Below are 21,108 nucleotides of genomic sequence, written 5' to 3' on the forward strand. Positions count from 1 at the left end.
CAGCCGGCTGACCCGCCGCAAGGTGACGGTGGCGCTGTCGGGAGATGGCGGCGACGAGATGTTCGGCGGCTATGACCGTTACTTCTCCACCTTGTACGATCAGGCCCGCTTCCGGGCGGGGGAATTGCCCTATCCGGAGTGGCGGCCCGACCTCGCCTATTATTCGACGAGGCTGCTGCAATTCCCCGAACGCGACATCGCCATTCTGTTCGGAGAGATGCCGCCGGGACTGGCGGCGGAACTGGCCGGCCTGCGGCAGGCGCTGTTGCGGGAGACCCGGCCGCTGGGCAATTGCTTGCGCGAGCTGGATGCCAGGGATTACTTGCCGGGCGCGGTATTGTCAAAGGTCGACCGCATGAGCATGCGCCATTCCCTGGAGGTGCGGGCGCCATTACTGGGAATCAAGGTGGCGGAATTCGCCGCCAGTCTGGCCGAGGATTCCTGCTTCGCTCCGGGACGCGGCAAGCTGGTGTTGAAGGAGGTTGCCCGGCGCCATCTGCCCGCCGGATGGCTGGAGCGACCCAAGAAGGGCTTCGGCATCCCGATGCGTGGGTGGGGCGACCGCAATTTGCTGGCGGTGGCCCGTTCGCTGCTGCGCCCAGGTGAGAACCGCCTGTCGCAATGGCTGGGGCAGGCCAGCATCGAGGCATTCCTGGCCGATCAGGACCGCGCTCCCATGACGTACCGCATCTGGGCGGTGGTGGTGCTGGAAAGCTGGCTGCGCACCCACCCCGCCCGCCCATTCTAATCCATCATGGCGCGAAATTCGGCGGCACGGTCATGGAAGGTCTGGTGCCACAGTTCCAGGCTGAACAGACCCCAGGCGGCGCGGGAGAAACGGGCGCCCTTGTCGAAGCGGGCCAGCGCCGCCTTGGTGTCGATGACCGGGCAGCGGCCCCGCTCCAGCACGCCCCGCACCATGTCCCTCAGTTCGCCGGAGAACCATTCCTTCAGCGGCACGGGAAAGCCCATCTTGTCCCGGCGTTCCGCCAGTTCGGTCGGCAGCAGATCGGTGAAGGCGCTTTTAAGCATGTGTTTGGTGCGGCCGTCCTTGAATTTGACGTCGGCGGGAATCTGGGCGGCGAACTCGATCAACCGGTGGTCCAGCAGCGGCACCCGGGATTCCAGGCCATGGGCCATGCTCATCCGGTCTTCCACATGCAGCAGGGCGGGCAGCAGGCCCTTGACGTCGAAGTGGGTCATGGAATCGAAATAGGATGCCTTGGGGCCGATGCGGGCGCTGGCGAACAGCCCCTTGAAGCGGGCCAGCACGCCAGGACGGTCGATGCCGGACCAGTCGATCTCGTCACCCATGTCCACCGACCGGTCGATCAGGCGGAAATAGCGCTCGTCCAGCGGACCGAACAGGCCGTCGCGCCAGAACTCGGACATCAGCGGCTTGTATTCCTGCAATAGCGTGAGATTGGGAATGATGGATTCGGCGGTGACCACGAAATTGCCGTTGTGATAGGTGCCGTCGATGGCCGCCTTGATGCATTGCTCGAAATAGGCGATCAGGTAGCGGGCATAGCCGCCGAAAATCTCGTCTCCGCCCTGGCCGCCCAACACCACCTTGACGTGACGGCGGGCCAGGCCGGAGACCATGAATTGCGGAAACGAGCCGGGTCCGGCCACCGGCTGGTCCAGGTGATAGATCACCTTGGCGATGTTGGCCTCGAAGTCGGCGGCGGTAATGTCGATCTGGTGCAGTCCGGCTCCGGCGGCGGCGGCGGCGCGTTCGGCATGCCGGCTTTCATCGTAGCCGGGGTGGCAGGTGAACTTGCCGTGGAACGCTTGCAGCCGTCCGGCCGTCTGGCGGCCGGCCAGGATGGCGACCAGACTGGAATCGAGGCCGCCGCTGAGATAGGCCCCCACCGGCACGTCGCTGCGAAGGTGGAGGTGGATCGCTTCCTCGGCCAGCTCGCGGAGGTGGCGGGTGAAGTAGGCCGGCGAATGATCGAAATCGACCTGATAATCCACGTCCCAATACCGCCAGATCCGGACATGGCCGCGTTCGACGACCATGGCATGGGCCGGCATCAGCCTGTTGATCCCCTGGAACAGGGTCTGGGCGCCCAGGGTATACTGGAAGGTCAGATATTCCCCCAGCGCCTGATCGTTAGTGGCGATCTCCGGCAGGAACGGCAGCAGCGCCTTGGCCTCGGAGGCAAAATGGAGGACGCCGTCAATGGTGGCGTACTGGAACGGCTTGATGCCGAAGCGGTCGACGGCGCAGAACAACGTGTCGCCGTCCCTGATGGCGAAGGCGAACATGCCGCGCAGATGGCTGACGCAATCGGTGCCCCAGCGATCATAGGCGGCCAGAATGGTCTCGGTGTCGGAATTGGTGCGGAAGTTCCAGTGGCCGGCCAGGGTCGAGCGCAGTTCCCGGTAATTGTAGATCTCGCCGTTATAGGTGATGACGGCACCATTGGGGGCGGTCATGGGTTGGGCGGCGCCGGCGCCGAGATCAATGACGCTGAGCCGGCGGTGACCGAAGCCGCAGCGCCTGTCCGCGGACACCCAGGTCCCGGCGGCGTCGGGGCCGCGATGGGCGAGCAGCCGGCCCATGACCTCCAGCCGCCGTTCCGGCATGAGGACGGGATCGCCGTTCAATGACAGGACGCCCATGATGCCGCACATGGTCAGGCGCTCTCGCCTGGCGGCGCGGTCACGGCCATCGATGGCGAATCCGGCCGGGTGTCGCGGTCGATGGCGGTGTGCCGGGCCTTGGAGTCGAGGAGAAAAGCGCTCACTTTCGATTCTTTCCGGTGTTGCTTCCGCCGGGGGCCGCCCCCTCGGAAGGAGGTTAGCTGAGCAGGTCGATGACGGCGTTGACCCGGTGGGCATAGGTGTGCCCCGACATGACATGGTCGTAGGCCTGATCGGTGATGCGGGCGCGGTAGGTCGCGTCGCGAAAGCGCTCGATGGCGGCGTGGACGTCGGACAGGTCCTTCTTCACCGCGATATAGTGGATTTCGGGCTCCAGGATGCCGTTGTACCCACCTTCCAGCAGAATCTGGCAGGTGCGGGTGCCGATGGGTTCGAAGTGCCGCGATGAAATGGCCTTCCCCGAAAGCAGCCTTGGCGCGTTCTTGAAAAAGCGCTCGAAGACGTCGTCGAATCGAACCTGGGCGCCTTGCCGGACGCTGTACTGGCGGGCCTGCTCCAACAGGCGGCAATCGTCGTTCAGGTAATAGCTTCCGGCCTCGGCGCCGATAACGGCCTTGCAGCCGTTAAGAAAAGCGGCCCAGTCCCGACGCCCCACCCGGCGCTTGCGAATATCGCAGACGACCCCCGCCGCCGGACCATGGTTCTCGAACCACTCGATGATGGCGGTGCGTTCGCGGTCGCCGATGAAGGGCGGATAGATGTCGCCGATGAAGCCGATATCCGTTTCCCTGCGGCTGGCGGGGTCGTGGCGGTAATGATCGGGATTGAGGGCGTGAGGCATGGGAACGATTCGACGCGCCCCCGTGTCGCCGTACAGGTGCTGGGCGGCTTCCCGCGGCAGCTGGCTGCAAACCAGATCGGGGGTAAGGCGGCGCATCACCGCGATCTTCTGGTCCATCAGGGCGTATTCGTTGCCGATAAACATGACCAGCTTGCCCCGCCGACGGCTGAGCCAGGAGGTGGAATGCAGCAGGACGGTCAGGTCGTCGCCGGCGGCGGCATGGGAGATGACGATCAGATCATAGTCCCGGATGCGCAGGAGGCGGCCGGCGTATTCCACCAGATTGTTGATGTTGCAGACATCCACCCTCAGCCGGGGCGATTGGCAAAACGCCTCGCGCCAGTCGGCGATATAGGACATGGGGGCGTAGCGGTCCTCCAGCGACCGGAAATAGGCGTTGACCTTGCGCGAACGGCGCAGGAGCAGCGGCGGCTGCGCGCCATCGCCATAGCCCAGGATACCGCGCAGAATGGTGTCGACCTTGATCATCCACATGCCATCGCCGTTTGCATGGAGATACAGGGTGTTGATCCGGTCGCGTCCAGGCATGACTCAGGCCGTCTTTCCGGCCGCGGCCAGGGGTTCCGCCGCCATACGATCCAGACCATGACGGATTCTTGCCAAGGCGATGAATTGCCACATCACTTATACGGCCTCGAATTAAGCTTTATTCCCACGGCGTGATTTGGGACTTGTGGAATCAATGCCCTGCTTCCGCCAAGTTTCCTATCATTAACCCCGATCCCGATCGAAAAGCCAAGGGTATCGGCCGGGCTGTTCGACATGCGAAAAGGCGCTATCCTGTCGACGGCCGTCGGTGAGCGACTGCGCGAGCGGAACTGAAACCACGAGGGAGCGTTTGTTGCCATGAATATCCTGATTACCGGCATCTGCGGCCAGATCGGCTCGCACGTTGCCGACCTCCTGGCTGCTCGCGGCGATGATGTGGTGGGTATCGAGAACTTCGCCACTGGCCGTCCAGAGCATCTGCCGGCGCGTCCGGGGGTCCGGGTGGTGGAAGGCTCGATCGCCGACCGCGACCTGGTCGAGACGGTCTTCGCCACGTTCCGCCCCGACGTCGTGATTCACACCGCCGCCTCCTACAAGGACCCGGACGACTGGCATGGCGACGCCATGACCAACTGCGTCGGCGGCGTCAACGTCATCGCGGCGAGCCGCCGGCATGGGACCGGGCGTTTCATTTATTTCCAGACGGCGCTGTGCTACGGGCTGAAGCCCCTGAAGACCCCCATTCCGCTGGATCATCCCCGCAATCCCGCCAATTCCAGCTATGCCGTCTCCAAGACCACCGCGGAGGAGTATCTGGAGATTTCCGGCCTGGATTACGTGACGTTCCGGCTGGCCAACGTCACCGGACCACGCGGCCTCAGCGGGCCGCTGCCGATTTTCTTCCAGCGCCTGGGCCAGGGGAAGCGGTGCTTCGTCACCAAGGCGCGGCGGGATTTCGTCGCCGCCAAGGATTTGGCCCGCGTGGTCATCCGCGCCGCCGACGGCATCGGCAGCGGGACCTACCATTTTTCCAGCGGCCAGGACGTGGCCATCATGGATCTGTACCGGGCGGTGGTGAGCGCCATGCACCTGAATGACAGCCCCGAGCCCGAGATCAGGGAGCTTGGGCCGGACGACGCCCCTTCCATCCTGCTTGATCCCAGCCGGACCTTCGCCGATTTCGGCGACATCGAGTTCACGCCCATGACCCGACTGGTCGCCGAGGCGGTGGAATACTACAAGGAATTCGGCGTGGTGGGCGGCTACACCCACCTCAAGATCAACGCGGACAACACCTGATGCGCAGGGTGCTGGTCACCGGCGGCGGCGGTTGCCTGGGGGCGAACGTGATCGGGCATCTCCTGGCCGCCGGCGACGTCGTCTTGTCCGTGGACAATCAGGCCACCTCGGCGGCGGCCAGTCTGGCGCCCCACCCCAATCTGGAAAGCGTCAGCGGCACCATCGCCGACCGCGCCATGGTCGATGATCTGTTCGATCGGTTCCGGCCCAGCCATGTCGTTCATTCCGCCGCCGCCTACAAGGACCCCGACGATTGGGCCGAGGACGTCTCCACCAACGTGATCGGAACCATCAACGTCACATGCGCCGCCATGCGCCTGAAGGTGCGGCGGTTCATCAATTTCCAGACGTCGCTGTGTTATGGGCGGGCGGTGGAGCGGCCGGTCACCCTGGCTCATCCTCTGGCGCCATTGTCCAGCTACGCTGTTTCCAAGAACGCCGCCGAACGGTATCTGGGGCTCAGCGGCCTGTCCTACGCCTCCTTCCGCATGGCCATCATCTATGGCCCACGCCATTATTCCGGACCGATTCCCACGTTCTACAAGCGCCTGAAGGCGGGCCTTTCCTGCACCATCGCCGACACCCGCCGCGACTTCGTGGCCATGGAGGATTTCCTTCGCCTGATGGACCTGGCGCTGGACGATCAGGCACCCGGCGGCGTGTTCAACGTGGGATCGGGACAAGACCATGCCATCAAGACGGTGTTCGACCGCTTGGCCGACATTCTTGGCGTCCGGCTGGCGGAACCGCCGGCGGTGATGCCGCCCAATGCCGACGACGTCTCCAACCTGCTGCTGGACCCGTCCGCCACCGAGGCGGCGTTCGGCTGGAAAACGACGATCGGCCTCGATGACGGCCTGCGGCGGCAGGTGGCGTGGTACGATGCCCATGGCGCCGGACAGGGCTTCACCCATTTGCGCGGCGGAAAGGGCTAGACCTTTCCCGGTTACCGGTACAGCGCGACCAGCGCCAGACCCAGGGCCACCAGGGCGAAGGCCGCCATGCCCCCCGACGACATGGACCGGGCCAGGATGCCCCGGGGGCCGTGCAGGGCGCGGGCATGGTCGGCCACGCTTCGAACGGCGGCGGCGGCGGTCGCCGTCAGTTCCGCGAAAACGGCGGCAAGGCCGGTCCACAGCCGCGTCGCCGCCGCCGCTCCCGGACGCCGCCAAAGCCAGTCGGCGTCCAGGGTGACGGTCCGGGTCCGCTTCATCATTGGCAGCAGCAGGAAGAACGCCAGCCCGGAAAATCCCAGAAGCTGGAGCATCTCGACCACATGAGCCGCCGTATAGGGCTGATAGTCGACCGGATGGGGCAGCAATCCGTAAAGCAGGCCGGGAAACACGCCGATGCCGACGCACAGGGCCGACAGCAAGATCATGGCGAGACGCATGCTCCACGGCGGATCGGCGGGCCGCAGCCCGGAATCCTTCTGGAAGAACACGAACCACGGAAACTTGATGCCGGCGTGCAGGAACACCCCGGCCGAGGCGGCGGTCAGCAGGAACCACGTCAGCGCGAGACCGCCATCGGCGGCCGACTGGCCGATCATCGACTTGGCTACGAAGCCCGACGTCCAGGGAAAGGACGAAATCGCCAGCGCGCCGATGATGCCGCACGCCGTGGTCACCGGCATGGTGCGAAACAGGCCGCCCAGGTCGCTGCACAGCCGCCGCCCGGTCATCAGCAGCACCGAACCGGCCGACATCAGCAGCAGCGCCTTGTAGAGAATATGGGCGAAGGCGTGGGCGGCGGCGCCGTTCAGCGCCATTTCCGTGCCGATGCCAACCCCGGTCACCATGAACCCGACCTGATTGACGATGCTGTAGGCGAGGATGCGCCGCATGTCGTTTTCCAGCAGGGCGTAGATGATGCCGTAGAACACCATGAACAGGCCGATCGCGATCAGGATCTCGGCTCCCGGAAAGCCGCGGATCAGGGCGTAGACCGCCGTCTTGGTGGTGAAGGCGGACAGGAACACCATGCCGCTCCACGATGCCTCGGGATAGGCGTCGGGCAGCCAGGCCGAGAACGGCGGCGCCCCGGCATTGATCAGGAAGCCGGCCAGGATCAGCCATGTTCCCAGGGTCTCCGGCCGCATGGCCTCGAAGGCGGTCTGGCCGGTGGCGGCGACATGGGCGACGATGCCGACCATCAGAACCACGCCGCCCAGCAGATGGACCTGGACATAGCGCATCGCCGCCCGCGCCGCCGACGGCGTCCCCGCCGCCCACAGCACCAGGGTCGAGCCCACCGCCATCAGTTCCCAGAACACGAACACGGTGATCAGGTCGCCGGCCAGCACGACACCGACGGCGCTGCCGGCATAGACAAAGGCGGCGACGCCTTCCAGCAACCGGCTCTGACCGAGGGCGAACAGCGCGCCGGCCGCCGCCATCAGCAGGAAGATGGTGGCGAACAGCCGCCCCAGCGCGTCGACGCGCAGCGGCGCGATGCTCTGGCCGAGGAAGGACAGGGCCGGGCCGGACCCTTCCGGCAGCATCCAGACCAGGGCCAGGACCGCCAGGGGAAGGGCCAGCACCATGACCCGCCGCGCCGCCGCGCCGACGAACGGCAGCAGCAGCGCTCCGGCGATCATGAGCAGGCCCGGAGGCAGCCCCTCAATGGTCATAATAGGTGTCCTTTCGCTTCAGGAGGACGCCCAGGACCTTGGCCGCCACCACCATGGCGGCGCAGGCGCCGAAACCATACCAGGCATTGAAGGCGAACAGGCCGTCGACGCCGAAATAGGCATGGCCGTGCACCGCCGTTCCCGCCGCCACCAGCCCGGCCAGCAATGCGATGCCGCCGATCCACAGCCGCCTTACGGTCGCCGGACGGACCAGCCAATGGTCATCGGACGCATGTCGGGACGTCTCGGTCATCGCGCCCTCCCCACCAGATCGCCGCCCAGGCCGATCGCCCAGTCCGGAGCCACGAAGAACGCCACCGTCGCCGTCGCCGTGATCACCAGCGCCGCCACCGCCGGCAACGGCGCCTCGCCATGGTCGTTGCGATGGTCGCCGTCATGCTTTTCCTCGCCGAAGAAGGCCGAATGGATGATGGGCAGGAAATAGGCGGCGTTCAGCAAGGTGCTGACGATCACCACGCCGACCGCCGCCATGTGGCCGGATTCGACGGCGCCGTTCAGCACGTACCACTTGCTGACGAAGCCGGCGGTGGGCGGAAGCCCGATCATCGACAACGCGCCGACGGCGAAGGCGCCCATGGTCCACGGCATCCGCCGCCCGATTCCCGCCATCTGGCTGATCTCGGTCTTGTGGCTGGCCACCATCACCGCCCCGGCGGCGAAGAACAGGGTGATCTTGCCGAAGGCGTGCGCGGCGATGTGGATGCTGGCCCCCATCACCGACAGCGGCGCCAGGATCATCGCCCCCAGGACGACATAGGACAGCTGCGATATGGTCGAATAGGCCAGCCGCGCCTTCAGGTTGTCCTTGGACATCGCCACCAGCGAGGCGGCGATGATGGTGAATCCGGCGGCTCCGGCCAGCCATGGCACGCCGCCGCCGGCATTCAGCAGGTCAAGGCCGAAGATGTGGACGGTGACCTTCAGCACCGTGAACACCCCGGCCTTGACCACCGCCACCGCGTGCAGCAGGGCGCTGACCGGAGTGGGCGCCACCATGGCCGCCGGCAGCCAGCGGTGGAACGGCATCAGCGCCGCCTTGCCGATGCCGAACACGTAAAGGGCCAGCAGCGGCGCCACCGCCCAATCGGCGACCTTGCCGGCCAGGATGCCGCCTGGAACGAAATCCAGCGTTCCGGCGATCGTCCAGGTCCAGACGATGGCCAGCAGCAGGAAGCAGACCGAGGTTCCCAGCAATATCCCCAGATACACCCGTCCCGCCCGCTTGGCCGCCTTGGTCCCGGCATGGGTGACCAGGGGAAAGGTGCCGATGGTCAGGGCTTCGTAGAACACGAACAGGGTCAGCATGTTCCCGGAAAAGGCGATGCCGAGGGCACAGGAGATCGCCAGGGCAAAAAAGGCGTAGAAGCGCGTCTGGTTCTTCTCGTGGTGACCGCGCATGTAGCCGATGGCATACAGCGTGGTCACCGGCCACAGGCCCGAGGCGATCAGCGCGAACAGCATGCCCAGCGGCTCGATCCTGAGGACCAGAGGCAGGCCGGGCAGCATCTCGCCCAGGACCAGTTCGGGCCGCTCGCCCGCCGCCACCATCCCATACAGCAGCAAGACGCAGGCAAAGGTGGCGATGCCGGCCAGCAGGCTGAACGCCTCGCGCAGGTCGGGCCGACGCCGGGCCAGCAGGACCGGCCCGATGCAGGCGACCGGAATCGCCAGGGCAAGCAGGATCAGGGTTTGCGGCGTCATTGCCCCACCCCCGTCATCAGAACGGCGGCGGCGGCGCGCGCCACCGCCATGGTCCCGGTCGCGTCAACGCCGAACCACACCGCCGCCCCGGCCAGCATCCAGGTGGGAACCAGCATGGACAAGGGCGCCTCGACCGCCGTCAGCGCCAGGGCCGACGGCTTGGCGAACCACATCACCTCGACGACGCGCCAGACGTAGACCACGGCCAGCAGCGAGCTGAGCAGGACCAGGACCGCCACCGGCCACAGCCCCTTATGCAGGATGGCCTCGACCAGATACCATTTGCTGACGAAGCCGACGGTCAGGGGAACTCCGATCATGCTCAGCCCGGCCACCAGGAACGCCGCCATGGACAGCGGCATCCGCCGGCCGATTCCCGCCAGATCGGCGATGCGCACCGACCCCAGCCGCAGGAACACCGATCCCAGGGCCAGGAACAGGGCCGATTTCATCACCGCGTGATTGAACAGGTGGACGATGCCGGCCGCCAGCCCGGCCTCGGTCAGCAGGCTGATCCCCAACAGGACGTAGCCGATCTGGGCCACCGAGGAATAGGCCAGGGCCCGGCGGATATCGGTCTGCCAGATGGCCACCGCCGAGCCGACCACCATGCCGAGGACCGCCACCACCATCAGCATGTCGGCCATCGCGGCGACGGCAAGGATTCCGGTGGCGCCGAACACGCCGACGACCATGCGCAGGAAGGCGTAGACCGCGACCTTGGTCGCCGTCCCGGCCAGGAAGGCCGAGGCGGCGGACGGAGCGTGGGCATAGGCGTCGGGCAGCCAGAAATGCAGCGGAAACGCCGCCATCTTCAGGCCGATGCCGATGACCAGGAAGGCCAGGCCGGCCTGGGCCGTGCTGGTGTGGATCACCGCCGGCAGGCGGGCGGCCAGATCGGCCATGTTCAGGGTTCCGGTCATCATGTAGGCCAGGCCGACGCCGATCACGTAGAAGGTGGCGCCGACCGTCCCCAGGACCAGATAGCGCATCGCCGCCGTCAACGCCCGCCGGTCGCGCCCCAGCGCCACCATGGCATAGGTGGACAGTGACGATATCTCCAGAAAGACGAACAGGTTGAAGGCATCGCCGGTGATCGCGATGCCCAGCAGGCCGCTGAGGCACACCACGAACAGGGCGTGGAACAGATATTGGCGGCTTTGCTCAATCTCGTGCGCGACGCTGGCGCGGGCGTACAGCGACACCACCGCCGCGATGGCGGAAACGATCACCAGGATGAAGGCCGAGGCCATATCGATGCGATATTCGATGCCCCAGGGCGCCGCCCAGTTGCCGAGCTGATAGCTGAACGCCCCGTGATCCGCGACCTGGCGCAGCAACAGCGCCGACATCAGCAGGCACAGCCAGCTCGTCCCGGAGGCGACCAGCCAGGCGGCGAACGGATGGCGCAGCATGACGCAGGCCGGCGCCGCCATCAGCGGCAGCACCACCACCAGCGCCGGCAGATGCTCCGAGATGGTCATGTCTCGCCCCGCTCCATGTCCAGGATCTCGTCTTCCTCGATGGTGCCGTAGGCCTCGCGGATGCGCACGATCAGGGCAAGGCCGAGGGCGGTAGTGGCGACGCCGACCACGATGGCGGTCAGGATCAGCACATGCGGCAGCGGATTGGAATAAAGCGCGAGACCGCCGCCCAGAATCGGCGCGGTGCCGCCGGTGATCTTGCCCATGGTGATGTACAAGACGAAGACCGAGATCTGAAACACGTTCAGCCCGACGATCTTCTTGACCAGATTGCCCCGCGCGATGACGGTGTAAAGCCCCGCCATCATCAGCACGACCACCATCCAGTAATTGAACAGCCCAGGAACTTCCATGGTCAGTCTCCCGGCCCCAGGTCCCGATTCCGCCCGGCGAAGACGAAGAAGATGGTGGTCAGGGCGGTGAAGACGCACAGCCCGACCCCCAGTTCCACCAGAAAGATGCCGATGTGCTGGCCCGCCAGGCGGTCGGCCGCCAGCACCGAGTAGTCGAGATAGCGCCCGCCGGTCAGCATGCCGGCCACCCCGACGCCGGCATAGATCAGCACGCCACAGGACATGCCGACCCGCCGAACCGCCGCCGGCAGCGCATCGCGGGCGAAATCCAGCCCGAACACCAGCGCGTAGAGAATGAAGCCGGAAGCGAAGATCACTCCGGCCTGAAAGCCGCCCCCCGGGCCGAAATCGCCGTGGAACTGGACGTAGAGGGCGAACAGCAGGATGAAGGGAACCAGCAGCTTGGTCGCCACCCGCAGGATCGGCTTTTCCCTCATGGCCGCGTCTCCCCGTCGGCGGGGGGCCGCCGCCGGCCGGGCCGCCCGCCCCAGCCAAGCACCGCCAGGACTCCGATGGCGGCGGTGAAGATCACGGTGGTCTCGCCCAGGGTGTCGTAGCCACGATAGCTGGCCAGGACCGAGGTGACCACGTTGGGAAGCCCGACCTCGGCCGCGGAATCCTCGATATAGCGGTTGGCGACGTGCCGGTGGACCGGAGCGCCGGCATCGCCGAAGCTGGGCATGTCAAGGGTGGCGTAGATCAGCAGCGCCCCCAGCCCGACCGTCACCACCAGCCCCGACAAGGCGTGACGCCCGGACGGCTTCTCCTCGTGCGGCACCAGGGTCAGGGCGCCGAGCATCAGGACGGTGGAGATTCCCGCCCCCACCGCGGCCTCGGTGAAGGCGACGTCGACGGCATCGAGAACCACGTAGAGGGTCGCCGCCATCAGGCTGTAGCTTCCCGCCAGCATGGCCACGGCGAACAGGTTGCGCAGCCACAGCACCGCGAGGGCCGACACCGCCATCATGCACAGCAGGGCGACGTCGATCAGCTCGATCATGGCTCATCCTTGCGGTCGGACAGGCGCCAGGGCGTCAGGCCGCCGTAAAGGGCGGCACTGGCCAGGGCGTGAGAGGTGGTCGGGCTGGTGATGGCGAGAAACACCAGGATCAGGACCAGCTTGACGGCGATCAGCCAGTCGGTGGTCTGGAGCAGCATGCCGAGCACCAGCAGGCCGGCGCCCATGGTGTCGGTCATGCCGGTTCCGTGCAGGCGGGTGAACAGGTCGGGCAGCCGGAGCAGCCCCAGGGTCCCCACCAGGATGACCAGCGACCCGGCCAGGACCAGGCCCCAGCTTGCCATGTCGAGCAGCCCGGCGATCACAGCTCGCCCTCCCCGTTCAGATTGGCGGGATGGCCGAGATGGCGATGCTTGACGAACTTGGTCACCGCCACCGTGCCGATAAAGTTGATCAGGGCGTAGACCAGGGCGATGTCGAGGAATTCCGGCCGTCTGGTGAGAAATCCCACCACCGCGATCATCAGCAGGGTCTTGGTGCCGATGGCGTTGACCGCCAGGATGCGGTCGTAGACCGTCGGTCCGGCCACCGCGCGGACCAGCGCCATGGCCATGGCAACCAGCAGCGCGGCGGCGGCGGCGGCGAACATCAGGCTTCCCCCATCAGGCGGGAGACGCGCCGGTCCATCTCGCCGCTTTCCACCCCCTGGCGCGAGGCGCGGGTCAGGGCGTGGACGGTGAAGGTTCCGTCGGCGTCGATGGCCATGGTCACCGTGCCGGGCGTCAGGGTGATGGAATTGGCGTGAACCGCCCAGCCCAGTTCGTCCCGCTGTCCGGCCTTGATCTTGAACACGCTGGGATCGATGGCCGCCGGGCTGGACAGGATGGCCCGGGCCACGTCGATGTTGGACTTGACGATCTCCACCAGCAGCCAGCCCCAATAGGGCATGCCGCGCCACGCCAGATGCAGGGGGTGCCCCTCGTGGTCGATGGCCTCCAGCCGGCGGGCGATCCAGACGGTCAGCGCCGCCGACGCCGCGCCCAGGGCGACCAGCCAGCCCAGGTAATGGCCGGACATGATCAGCCACAGCCCGAACAGAATCAGAAAGAGGCTGAGGGCGTGTCTCATGTCCCCCCCCGTTCCGGCGGCTTGCGGCCGGCTTCGGGCGCCCGCGGGTCGGCCAGGATCTCGTCGGCCCCGACCACCATGGCCAGACGTTCCATGTCTCCTTCGAGATAGCCGCGCACCGGAACCGCCACGATCCGGATGCCCGGACAGTGTGTCCGCAATTCCTCGATGGAGATGCGGCGAAAGCCGATACGGTGCAGACGGTCGGTGATCAGGGCGCCGGCATCGGTGGCGGCGATGGCCTCGACGATGTCGGTGCGGTCGTCGGCCCAGGCGACCGAGATGCCGCGATCCCGGCACCACCCGGCGAGAAAGTCGCGGGCGAGACCGTCGCTGACAAGAATGACCACGGAGTTCGGCCGCATCGCCCATAGTCCTTCCGATGGAGCGCCAGTGCCCCTATTCGTCAGGAATTACAGCAAGATAGTCGGCCCGGCGCCAGTTCGCGCCAGCACCTAGCGACATCTGCCTAGGTAATGCTACGGATTGGCGGACGCGGCCGGTTCCGCGTTGATCAGAAGCGCCTGGCGAACCAGATCGGCCAGCCCGTCGGCGCCCATCTTTTCCATCACCCGGGTACGATGGATATCCACCGTCCGGGGCGATATCCCCAGGGTGCGGGCTGCTTCCTTGCTGGTGAAGCCGTCGACCACCAGCGCCATCACCTGGCGTTCCCGCTCGGTCAGCAGGGCGAAGCGGGCCAGGGTTCCGGCGATGCGCTCGCGATCCCCCACCGGGGAACGGGCCAGCGCCTCGGCCAAGCAGGTCAGCAGAACATGGTTGGGAAACGGCTTTTCGAGGAAATCGAAGGCGCCGCCCTTCAGCGCCCTGACCGCCATGGGCACGTCGGCATGGCCGGTGATGAAGATGATGGGAATCCGGATGCCCGATTCGAGAAGACGCTGTTGAAGATCGAGGCCCGACAGCCCCGGCATGCGGATGTCGCTGATCAGGCATCCCCGCGCGCCGTCGCCGATGAAGTCCAGGAACTCTCGCGCCGAGGCGAAGCCGCGCGCGTGATAGCCCTCGCCCGCCAGCAGGGCCGCCAGCGAATCCCGCACCGCGTCGTCGTCGTCGACGATCCATATCTCGACGTCAGACCTCATCATCCCCATCATCCGCCGGAAGGGTGAACCTGAAGGTGGCCCCGGCTCCTGAAGCCGCCCGATCATACCACAGCCGGCCGTCGTGGGCCTCGACGATGGCCTTGCTGATGCTGAGGCCGATTCCAACCCCCTCCGGCCGGGTGGTCATGAACGGCTGGAACAAGGAATCGGCCACGTCCTCCGGCAATCCGGGGCCGCTGTCCGAGACGGCGACCTCGACGGACGAGCGGCCCGCCAAGCGGGCCGCCACCGAGATGGTCCCCGCCGGACCGCCGGCCTCGGCGATGGCGGTGATGCTGTTGGACAACAGGTTGACCACCACCTGAAGAATCTGGATATCGTCCACCACCACCGGCGGCAGCGCCCCTTCCTTGCGGAATTCGACGGCGATGCCGTGACGCCGGGTCAGGGGCAGCATCAGGTCCATGGCCTCCTGGACGATTTCGGCGATGTCGAGACACCTGATGCGGTTCTCGCCCTTCTGGACGAAATCGCGCATGCGCCGGATGATCCCGTCGGCGCGGGCCACCTGGGTGTCGGTGTTGCGCATCAGGCGCAGGGCCTCGGCCACGTTGGGGGGCGACTGCTCCAGCAGCCTGACGGCGGCTCCCACGTAATTGACGATGGCGAGCATGGGCTGCTTGATCTCGTGGGCGAGGCCGGCGGCGATCTCGTTGGTCGAGTATATCCGCCCCAGCCGGGCCAGATCTCCCAGCCGCTCGCGGGCATCCAGCTCGGCCCGTCGGCGGGCATCGGCGGTGGCCCCGAGAAAGCTGCCGGTCAGGACGGCGGTCAGCATGGCGAATTGCAGCGCCACCACCTTGTCGTCGTTCATGGCCCGCATCGAGGTGGCCAGGATCATTCCCAGCTGGGCGACCAGAACCAGCACCAGGGCCGTCGGCAGCCCGCCGGTCAGGGCTCCCCACACCAGCGGGATGAACAGCAGATAGAAGAACTTGAACTCGTCGGTGGCCTCCCAGCCGAACACGATCGCCGCCGCCGCCGCCATCGCCGCCAGTTGCCCCGCCAGGGTGGGGGTGAAGCGGATGCCGCCCCGCGGACGGGACAGCAGCAGAAGGGCGAGCGGCGTCACCAGGGCGATGCCGATCATGTCGCCGATCCATTGCCGGATCACCATGCCCCCGACCCAGGCGGAATCCACCGGAATCAGCAGAACGGCGAGACCGGCCCGCGACGCCGCCACCAGCAGCGACGCAGCCGCGACGACGAACAGGAACAGGGCCATGTCGCGGGGATGGGCAAGGGCAAGCCGTTCCCCCCCCCGGCGCAGCAGGATCAGGCTGGCCGCCCCGTACAGGACCGAGAACGCGAGTTCGCCCAGGACGGACAGCTCAAGGGGCATGTCGCGAATGCTGAGATCGGCGATCAGGGCGGCCCCGCCGACGATCGGCCAGTGCCGCGGGCCGAAATGCAGCAGGAAGGCGACGGCGAGACCGCTGTTGGGATTCCAGGGGGTGATGGCCATGCCGTGGAAGTCATGGACGAAACTCAGCCCATCCAGCAGCACGTACAGCACGGCGAAAGCGACCGCGCGTCCTCCGAAGGCCAGGTATGGGCGCATCGCCGCCGACTCCACATGATCGTCGGCATGACCATAGCAACTGTCGGGATCGCTCAGAAGGCCTCTTCCCAATTGGCCGACAGCCGCATGGCGCAGTTGATCAGGCCGACCATGGAATAGGTCTGGGGAAAATTGCCCCACAACTCGCCGCTGCGGGGGTCGATGTCCTCGGACAGCAGGCCCAGCGGATTGCGCCTGGCCAGGACGGTCTCGAACAGGTCGCGGGCCTCGCCATGGCGCCCCAGGGTGGCAAGGGCGTCGATATACCAGAACACGCAGATGACGAAGGCGGTCTTGGGCCGGCCGAAATCGTCCTCGGCGGCGTAGCGGAACAGGACGTCGCCCATGCGCAGGCTTGCCGCCACCGCGTCGACGGTGGCGGCGAAGCGGGGATCGCCGGTCTCCAGGAAGTCGACCTCGTGCAGCAGCAGCAAGGTGGCGTCCATCTCCCGCCCGCCGAAGGTGGAGACGAAGCTGCCCAGTTCAGCGTTCCACGCCTGCTCGCAAATGGCCGCATGCAGCCGGTCGGCCTCGCGGCGCCAATGCACGGCGCGATCGGCCATGCCGATATGTCGCGCGATCTTGGCCAGCCGGTCGCAGGCGGCCCAGCACATCACCGCCGAGAAAGTGTGGACCGAGGCGATGGTGCGCAATTCCCACGGCCCGGCGTCGGGCTTGTCGAAGACGGCGACGGCGCGGTTTCCCAGGTGTTCCAGCTGTTCGAACATGGCGGCATTGCCGGGATGGGTCAGGCGCCGGTCGAAGAAGGCGTGGGTCGAGGCCAGCACGACGCTGCCATAGACGTCATTCTGGACCTGAAGATGGGCCTGGTTGCCGACCCGGACCGGACCAAAGCCCCGGTATCCCGACAGGTGGGGAACCACCCTCTCGTCGATCGAGGCGTCGCGGGTGATGCCGTAGACCGGCCGCAACTCGCTTTCGGTGGTGTCCTCGACAATGTCGTTGATGAAGCGCAGATAGTCCTCCATGGTCCGGGTGACCCCCAGACGGTTCAGGGCATGGATGACGAAATAGGCGTCGCGCAGCCAGCAGAACCGGTAATCCCAGTTGCGCTCGGTCTCGGGCGCCTCGGGAATCGAGGTGGTCAGGGCGGCCACGATGGCGCCGGTCTCCTCGAAATTGCACAGCTTCAAGGTGATGGCGGCGCGGATCACCGCATCTTGCCATTCGAATGGAATCGACAGCGCCCGCACCCAGCTGCGCCAGTGGTCCAGGGTCCGCTCGAACAGGTCGCGGGCGGTGGCCTCGATGCCGGATTGAAGGCTTTCGTCGCTGCCCAACAGCATCTCGATGGGGCGGTCGAGGACGAAGGGGCGTTCCTCGATGATGTAGGAAACCGGGGCGTTGGTGGTCAGGCGCAGGGTCTGACCCGGCGAGACGTAGCGGATGTGATTGCTGCCCCGGGTGACCTCGGGCGTCAGGCTGCCGTTCTCGAACCGTGGCCGTAGGCGGGCCAGCAGACGGGGACGCCCCTGGGTGGGGGTGATCCGCCGGACGATCATCGGCGGACGGAACATCCGCTCGTGCTGGGCGAAGCGCGGCGCGAAATCAGTGATTTCCACCACGCCGCCGTGGCGGTCGTAAAGGGTGGTCCGCAAAATCGCCGAATTGGGCAGGTACGCCTGGTCGGCGTGCAACTGGTCCGCCAGTTCCAGGGAGAACGCTCCATCCCGCCCGCCGTCACCGCCGACATGGTCGTTCAGCAGGGCGGAAAAGGCCGCGTCGCCGTCCAGCCGGGGAAAGCAGGCCCAGACGATGGTGGCCCTGGCGTCGATCAGGGCGGCGATGGTGCAATTGCCGATGGCGCCGAGTTCAAGTGTGTTCATGATCGTTCATATCTCCGGTCAGACCATCCAGATGCGCCAGCCAACACCGGACCGAGGCCGGATTAGACAAGCGGTACGTCGCGGCCGAGGGCCGGTCGCCCACATGGATCGACATCCCCCCCATGCGGTTGACGGCGGCGAAGCCGTCCTCGTCGGTGACGTCATCGCCGACGAAGACCGGGGTCCGGCCCAGATAGGGGGGATTTTCCATGAACCGTTCGATGGCCCGGCCCTTGCCGGCCCCGTCGGGAACCAGTTCGACCACGCCCTTGCCAAGAAGCAGGCGAAGCGGAACCGCCGCCCCGGCGATGACGCTTTCCGCCAGGGACAGCACCGCGCCGGCCTGATGGGGGACGCGGGCGTGATGCAGCGCCACGGCGCAGGTCTTGCGCTCGACCAGAACGCCGGGCAGCCGGCCGGCGGCGGCCCTGATGGCGGCCGTCAGGTCATCGGGCCAGGCCGTCGCCAGCATGGCCTGGACCCCGCCGGCCCGCAACTCGACGCCATGGGTTCCGGCGACGTCGTGGCGGTCGGGAAACAGCCGGTCGATCTCTGTCAGGCTGCGGCCGCTGATCAGGGCCAGGGCCCCCGACAGCTTGGCCGTCAGGGAATCGAGCCGGTGCGGCAAGGTGGCGGGAACGATGACCTCGTCCGGGGTGGGGGCAAGATCGAGCAGGGTTCCGTCGATGTCGAGGAACAAGGCCCAGCCGTCCCAGTCGGCCAGCGGCGGCGGCGCGGCGTCACTCATGTCAGGCACTCCGGTTCCGGGATTCCGGCCCGTGCGACACCGCCGCGATGCGATGCTCGATATTGCGGCGCTTGCGCATGCGGGCGGCGTCCAGCAGCATCCGGCCGGCCCAGAAGTGGATGTTGTTCTCGCCGACCATCTCGCGCAGCAGCCGCATGCGTTCGTGGCGCTGCTCGGCCGGCATCGACAGGCCGGCATGCAGGGCCTCTCCCATGGCGTGGACGTCGTAGGGATTGACGATCAGCGCCTCCAGCAATTCGCGGGACGCTCCGGCGAAGGTCGACAGGATCAGAACCCCATCCTCGTCGTCGCGGGCCGAGACGAATTCCTTGGCCACCAGATTCATGCCGTCGTGAAGGCTGGAGACCAGGCACAGATCGGCGGCGCGGAACAAAGTGAACACCTCCTCGGGCTCGTGATGCCGGGGCACCAGGATGATCGGCTGCCAGCCCTTGCGCCGGAAGCGGGCGTTGACGGCCTCGGCGGTCTTTTCCGCCTCGACCTGGGTGTCGCGATAGGCGGACAGGCGCGAGCGGGTGGGCGCGGCCACCTGAAGCAGGCTGAAGCGGCCAATCCATTCGGGATGGTTGTCCAGCAGGCATTCCACCGCGTGGAAACGGTCGGCGATGCCCTTGGTGTAGTCGAATCGCTCGACGCCGACACCAAGCAGGACGTCGGCGGCGATTCCGAACCGCTTGCGCACGTCCTTGCGGCACTCCTCCACCGGCGGCTGCCCGGCCAGGGCGGCGGGAGGCCATTCGATGGAAATGGGATAGGGCCGGACCAGGGTGGTGCTGTCGCCGGTCCGGACGGTGCTCAGTTCCCGGTCGATATGGCTTTCCAGGAAGCGGTCGACCGAATCCAGGAAGTTGATGCAATGGAACTGGGTATGGAAGCCCAGGATGGAAGAGCCCAGCAGACCGGACAGAATCTCCTCCTTCCATGGGCAGATGCTGAACACCTCGGGATTGGGCCAGGGAATATGCCAGAAGGTAATGATGGTGGCCTCGGGCAGGCGCTCGCGGATCATCCGGGGCAGCAGGGCGAAATGATAGTCCTGGACCAGCACCACCGGGTTGGGGGTGCGGGCCTCGGCCACCACGGTGTCGGCGAATTTCCGGTTGACCGCCACGTACTGCTCCCAGTCCGAGGCGCGAAAGGTCGGGCGCACGAAGGCGATGTGGCACAGCGGCCACATCCCCTCGTTGGCGAAACCGTAGTAATAGCCGTCCTGCTCCTCGTCCGACAGCCAGACCCGCCGCAGCATGTAGGCCGGAGATTCCGGCGGCACCGGCAGCCGGTCGGCGGAATCCACGGTCAGATGGTCGGCCGAGCCGCTGCCGTGGGCGATCCAGGTGCCGCCGCAGGCCCGCATGATCGGTTCCAGCGCCGTCACCAACCCACTGGCCGGCCGCTGCATGGTGATTTCGCCGTTCTCCATGTTGTGGATGTAGGGTTCGCGGTTGGAAACCACCAGAACCTCGGCCCCGGGCAGTTCGGTATGCAGCACGCGGCGCAGCGATTCCGGGCTCCAGTCGACCCGGATGGTATCGGCCAGACGGCCGGGGGCGTCCATCTGGCGCAGCATGGTCCTCATCTCGCGCACCAGCGGCGCGATGTCCGGCCCCAGCGTCCGGTCCTCGTTGCCGTCGCCCCGGGAGGCCAGCCCCTTGCGCATGGCCCGAATCCAGCCGCGCAGGGTCAGGCGGGCGACGATGACGGTCACGCCCGCCGCACCCACCCCGAGAAGTCCGAGAAACCCGGCCAGATAAAGCTCGGCGCTGGAACTGCGCCGCTCGATGAAACTGAGGTCGTGGAGAATCACCAGGGTTCCGGACGGAACCCCTTCGACGGCCAGGGCGAAACTGGCGGCCAGAACCGGCCCCTCGTCGAGATGCTGGACCGTCGAGACCTGCCCCGACAGCGGCGCCGGCGGACAGTTCAACCCCTTGGGCCAGGCCGACGAATGGTGCTTCAACTGGCCGTCGACTGAACACAACCCCAGGGCCAGCAGCCGCTCGTCCTGGGTGATGCGCTGGAACAGGGCCGTGATCTCGCGGCCGGCCTTGCGGTCGGAGGGAGCGGCGGCGGCGGCGGCGGCCAGCCGGGTGACGGTATCCTGAATCGAGTGGAACACCAGTTGGGACCGCATATCCACGTCGGCGCGGAACCAGCGTTCGATCAGTCCGCCCACCAGCGGCGTCGCCCCCCAGGCGATGCCGCCCAGGACCAGCAGCAGCGGCACGATGAACCGGAATGCCATCAGCATCGATCTAACCTTTCTG

Annotated in this window: 21 protein-coding genes; 3 read left to right on the forward strand and 18 right to left on the reverse strand. The window is 66.7% G+C overall.

The annotated features are described in order from the left end of the window. The coding region (locus MTBSS4_RS18905) for an asparagine synthase C-terminal domain-containing protein (RefSeq protein WP_217425583.1) at nucleotides 1–748 on the forward strand (748 nt) is incomplete at its 5' end. Here the strand turns inward: MTBSS4_RS18905 and asnB are convergent. Continuing rightward, the gene (asnB, locus tag MTBSS4_RS18910; RefSeq protein WP_173984924.1) at nucleotides 745–2,643 is read right to left on the reverse strand and encodes an asparagine synthase (glutamine-hydrolyzing); all 1,899 of its coding nucleotides are present in this window, start codon (nucleotides 2,641–2,643) and stop codon (nucleotides 745–747) included. The genes MTBSS4_RS18905 and asnB overlap by 4 nt on opposite strands. Nucleotides 2,644–2,809: 166 nt before the next feature. After that, nucleotides 2,810–4,003: a glycosyltransferase gene (locus MTBSS4_RS18915; RefSeq protein ID WP_173984925.1), complete on the reverse strand. Its 1,194-nt coding sequence runs from the start codon at nucleotides 4,001–4,003 to the stop codon at nucleotides 2,810–2,812. 318 nt (nucleotides 4,004–4,321) lie between these two features. Between MTBSS4_RS18915 and MTBSS4_RS18920 the strand changes: the two genes are divergently transcribed. Both MTBSS4_RS18920 and MTBSS4_RS18925 read left to right on the forward strand, forming a co-directional pair. Then, a complete protein-coding gene (locus tag MTBSS4_RS18920) occupies nucleotides 4,322–5,263 on the forward strand; it encodes an NAD-dependent epimerase/dehydratase family protein (protein WP_173984926.1) in 942 nt (313 codons plus the stop codon). Further along, a complete protein-coding gene (locus tag MTBSS4_RS18925) occupies nucleotides 5,263–6,198 on the forward strand; it encodes an NAD-dependent epimerase/dehydratase family protein (RefSeq protein WP_173984927.1) in 936 nt (311 codons plus the stop codon). The genes MTBSS4_RS18920 and MTBSS4_RS18925 overlap by 1 nt, the downstream gene beginning before the upstream one ends. An 11-nt stretch (nucleotides 6,199–6,209) precedes the next feature. Here MTBSS4_RS18925 and MTBSS4_RS18930 read toward each other — a convergent pair whose 3' ends face one another. The 16 genes from MTBSS4_RS18930 to MTBSS4_RS19005 all read right to left on the reverse strand — a co-directional run bounded on the left by MTBSS4_RS18930 (nucleotide 6,210) and on the right by MTBSS4_RS19005 (nucleotide 21,092). Next, complete coding sequence (locus tag MTBSS4_RS18930; protein WP_173984928.1) at nucleotides 6,210–7,895, reverse strand: Na(+)/H(+) antiporter subunit D; 1,686 nt, start codon at nucleotides 7,893–7,895, stop codon at nucleotides 6,210–6,212. After that, complete coding sequence (locus MTBSS4_RS18935; protein WP_173984929.1) at nucleotides 7,885–8,148, reverse strand: hypothetical protein; 264 nt, start codon at nucleotides 8,146–8,148, stop codon at nucleotides 7,885–7,887. The genes MTBSS4_RS18930 and MTBSS4_RS18935 overlap by 11 nt, the downstream gene beginning before the upstream one ends. Beyond that, nucleotides 8,145–9,617 (reverse strand): monovalent cation/H+ antiporter subunit D family protein, encoded by a 1,473-nt coding sequence (locus tag MTBSS4_RS18940; RefSeq protein ID WP_173984930.1) that lies wholly within the window; start codon nucleotides 9,615–9,617, stop codon nucleotides 8,145–8,147. Before MTBSS4_RS18940 ends, MTBSS4_RS18935 begins: the two co-directional genes overlap by 4 nt. Then, entirely contained in the window at nucleotides 9,614–11,101 is a 1,488-nt protein-coding gene (locus MTBSS4_RS18945; protein ID WP_217425584.1) for a monovalent cation/H+ antiporter subunit D family protein, read from the reverse strand. Before MTBSS4_RS18945 ends, MTBSS4_RS18940 begins: the two co-directional genes overlap by 4 nt. Next, entirely contained in the window at nucleotides 11,098–11,454 is a 357-nt protein-coding gene (locus MTBSS4_RS18950) for a cation:proton antiporter subunit C (protein WP_173984931.1), read from the reverse strand. Before MTBSS4_RS18950 ends, MTBSS4_RS18945 begins: the two co-directional genes overlap by 4 nt. Nucleotides 11,455–11,456: 2 nt before the next feature. Continuing rightward, complete coding sequence (locus MTBSS4_RS18955; RefSeq protein WP_173984932.1) at nucleotides 11,457–11,891, reverse strand: Na(+)/H(+) antiporter subunit B; 435 nt, start codon at nucleotides 11,889–11,891, stop codon at nucleotides 11,457–11,459. Further along, nucleotides 11,888–12,454, reverse strand: a complete 567-nt coding sequence (locus tag MTBSS4_RS18960) for a DUF4040 domain-containing protein (protein ID WP_173984933.1) — start codon at nucleotides 12,452–12,454, stop codon at nucleotides 11,888–11,890. The genes MTBSS4_RS18955 and MTBSS4_RS18960 overlap by 4 nt, the downstream gene beginning before the upstream one ends. Further along, on the reverse strand, nucleotides 12,451–12,777 hold the full coding sequence (gene mnhG, locus MTBSS4_RS18965) for a monovalent cation/H(+) antiporter subunit G (protein ID WP_173984934.1): 327 nt from the start codon (nucleotides 12,775–12,777) through the stop codon (nucleotides 12,451–12,453). The genes MTBSS4_RS18960 and mnhG overlap by 4 nt, the downstream gene beginning before the upstream one ends. Further along, nucleotides 12,774–13,061, reverse strand: a complete 288-nt coding sequence (locus MTBSS4_RS18970) for a monovalent cation/H+ antiporter complex subunit F (protein WP_173984935.1) — start codon at nucleotides 13,059–13,061, stop codon at nucleotides 12,774–12,776. Before MTBSS4_RS18970 ends, mnhG begins: the two co-directional genes overlap by 4 nt. Then, nucleotides 13,061–13,540 carry a Na+/H+ antiporter subunit E gene (locus MTBSS4_RS18975; RefSeq protein ID WP_173984936.1) on the reverse strand — a complete coding sequence of 160 codons (480 nt, stop codon included), beginning with the start codon at nucleotides 13,538–13,540 and terminating at the stop codon, nucleotides 13,061–13,063. The genes MTBSS4_RS18970 and MTBSS4_RS18975 overlap by 1 nt, the downstream gene beginning before the upstream one ends. Further along, nucleotides 13,537–13,905 carry a hypothetical protein gene (locus MTBSS4_RS18980; RefSeq protein WP_173984937.1) on the reverse strand — a complete coding sequence of 123 codons (369 nt, stop codon included), beginning with the start codon at nucleotides 13,903–13,905 and terminating at the stop codon, nucleotides 13,537–13,539. Before MTBSS4_RS18980 ends, MTBSS4_RS18975 begins: the two co-directional genes overlap by 4 nt. A 114-nt stretch (nucleotides 13,906–14,019) precedes the next feature. Continuing rightward, complete coding sequence (locus MTBSS4_RS18985) at nucleotides 14,020–14,649, reverse strand: response regulator transcription factor (protein ID WP_254432660.1); 630 nt, start codon at nucleotides 14,647–14,649, stop codon at nucleotides 14,020–14,022. Continuing rightward, a complete protein-coding gene (locus tag MTBSS4_RS18990; protein ID WP_173984938.1) occupies nucleotides 14,636–16,228 on the reverse strand; it encodes an ATP-binding protein in 1,593 nt (530 codons plus the stop codon). Before MTBSS4_RS18990 ends, MTBSS4_RS18985 begins: the two co-directional genes overlap by 14 nt. Before the next feature lie 53 nt (nucleotides 16,229–16,281). Beyond that, the gene (locus tag MTBSS4_RS18995; protein ID WP_173984939.1) at nucleotides 16,282–18,075 is read right to left on the reverse strand and encodes a glycoside hydrolase family 15 protein; all 1,794 of its coding nucleotides are present in this window, start codon (nucleotides 18,073–18,075) and stop codon (nucleotides 16,282–16,284) included. After that, a complete protein-coding gene (gene otsB, locus MTBSS4_RS19000) occupies nucleotides 18,062–18,823 on the reverse strand; it encodes a trehalose-phosphatase (protein ID WP_254432661.1) in 762 nt (253 codons plus the stop codon). The genes MTBSS4_RS18995 and otsB overlap by 14 nt, the downstream gene beginning before the upstream one ends. A 1-nt stretch (nucleotide 18,824) precedes the next feature. Further along, the gene (locus MTBSS4_RS19005) at nucleotides 18,825–21,092 is read right to left on the reverse strand and encodes a trehalose-6-phosphate synthase (protein WP_173984940.1); all 2,268 of its coding nucleotides are present in this window, start codon (nucleotides 21,090–21,092) and stop codon (nucleotides 18,825–18,827) included. Nucleotides 21,093–21,108 lie beyond the last annotated feature (16 nt).

It is taken from the genome of Magnetospirillum sp. SS-4, from assembly GCF_902729425.1.
In the GTDB taxonomy this organism is placed as follows: Bacteria; Pseudomonadota; Alphaproteobacteria; order Rhodospirillales; family Magnetospirillaceae; genus Phaeospirillum.

What these genes read in the sequence shown, in the direction of transcription:
- asnB (WP_173984924.1), bottom strand. Translation starts at nt 2,643, where the DNA reads ATGTGCGGCATCATGGGCGTCCTGTCATTGAACGGCGATCCCGTCCTC.
- MTBSS4_RS18915 (WP_173984925.1), bottom strand. Translation starts at nt 4,003, where the DNA reads ATGCCTGGACGCGACCGGATCAACACCCTGTATCTCCATGCAAACGGC.
- MTBSS4_RS18920 (WP_173984926.1), top strand. Translation starts at nt 4,322, where the DNA reads ATGAATATCCTGATTACCGGCATCTGCGGCCAGATCGGCTCGCACGTT.
- MTBSS4_RS18925 (WP_173984927.1), top strand. Translation starts at nt 5,263, where the DNA reads ATGCGCAGGGTGCTGGTCACCGGCGGCGGCGGTTGCCTGGGGGCGAAC.
- MTBSS4_RS18930 (WP_173984928.1), bottom strand. Translation starts at nt 7,895, where the DNA reads ATGACCATTGAGGGGCTGCCTCCGGGCCTGCTCATGATCGCCGGAGCG.
- MTBSS4_RS18935 (WP_173984929.1), bottom strand. Translation starts at nt 8,148, where the DNA reads ATGACCGAGACGTCCCGACATGCGTCCGATGACCATTGGCTGGTCCGT.
- MTBSS4_RS18940 (WP_173984930.1), bottom strand. Translation starts at nt 9,617, where the DNA reads ATGACGCCGCAAACCCTGATCCTGCTTGCCCTGGCGATTCCGGTCGCC.
- MTBSS4_RS18945 (WP_217425584.1), bottom strand. Translation starts at nt 11,101, where the DNA reads ATGACCATCTCGGAGCATCTGCCGGCGCTGGTGGTGGTGCTGCCGCTG.
- MTBSS4_RS18950 (WP_173984931.1), bottom strand. Translation starts at nt 11,454, where the DNA reads ATGGAAGTTCCTGGGCTGTTCAATTACTGGATGGTGGTCGTGCTGATG.
- MTBSS4_RS18955 (WP_173984932.1), bottom strand. Translation starts at nt 11,891, where the DNA reads ATGAGGGAAAAGCCGATCCTGCGGGTGGCGACCAAGCTGCTGGTTCCC.
- MTBSS4_RS18960 (WP_173984933.1), bottom strand. Translation starts at nt 12,454, where the DNA reads ATGATCGAGCTGATCGACGTCGCCCTGCTGTGCATGATGGCGGTGTCG.
- MTBSS4_RS18970 (WP_173984935.1), bottom strand. Translation starts at nt 13,061, where the DNA reads ATGTTCGCCGCCGCCGCCGCCGCGCTGCTGGTTGCCATGGCCATGGCG.
- MTBSS4_RS18975 (WP_173984936.1), bottom strand. Translation starts at nt 13,540, where the DNA reads ATGAGACACGCCCTCAGCCTCTTTCTGATTCTGTTCGGGCTGTGGCTG.
- MTBSS4_RS18980 (WP_173984937.1), bottom strand. Translation starts at nt 13,905, where the DNA reads ATGCGGCCGAACTCCGTGGTCATTCTTGTCAGCGACGGTCTCGCCCGC.
- MTBSS4_RS18985 (WP_254432660.1), bottom strand. Translation starts at nt 14,649, where the DNA reads ATGATGAGGTCTGACGTCGAGATATGGATCGTCGACGACGACGACGCG.
- MTBSS4_RS18990 (WP_173984938.1), bottom strand. Translation starts at nt 16,228, where the DNA reads ATGCGCCCATACCTGGCCTTCGGAGGACGCGCGGTCGCTTTCGCCGTG.
- MTBSS4_RS18995 (WP_173984939.1), bottom strand. Translation starts at nt 18,075, where the DNA reads ATGAACACACTTGAACTCGGCGCCATCGGCAATTGCACCATCGCCGCC.
- otsB (WP_254432661.1), bottom strand. Translation starts at nt 18,823, where the DNA reads ATGAGTGACGCCGCGCCGCCGCCGCTGGCCGACTGGGACGGCTGGGCC.
- MTBSS4_RS19005 (WP_173984940.1), bottom strand. Translation starts at nt 21,092, where the DNA reads ATGCTGATGGCATTCCGGTTCATCGTGCCGCTGCTGCTGGTCCTGGGC.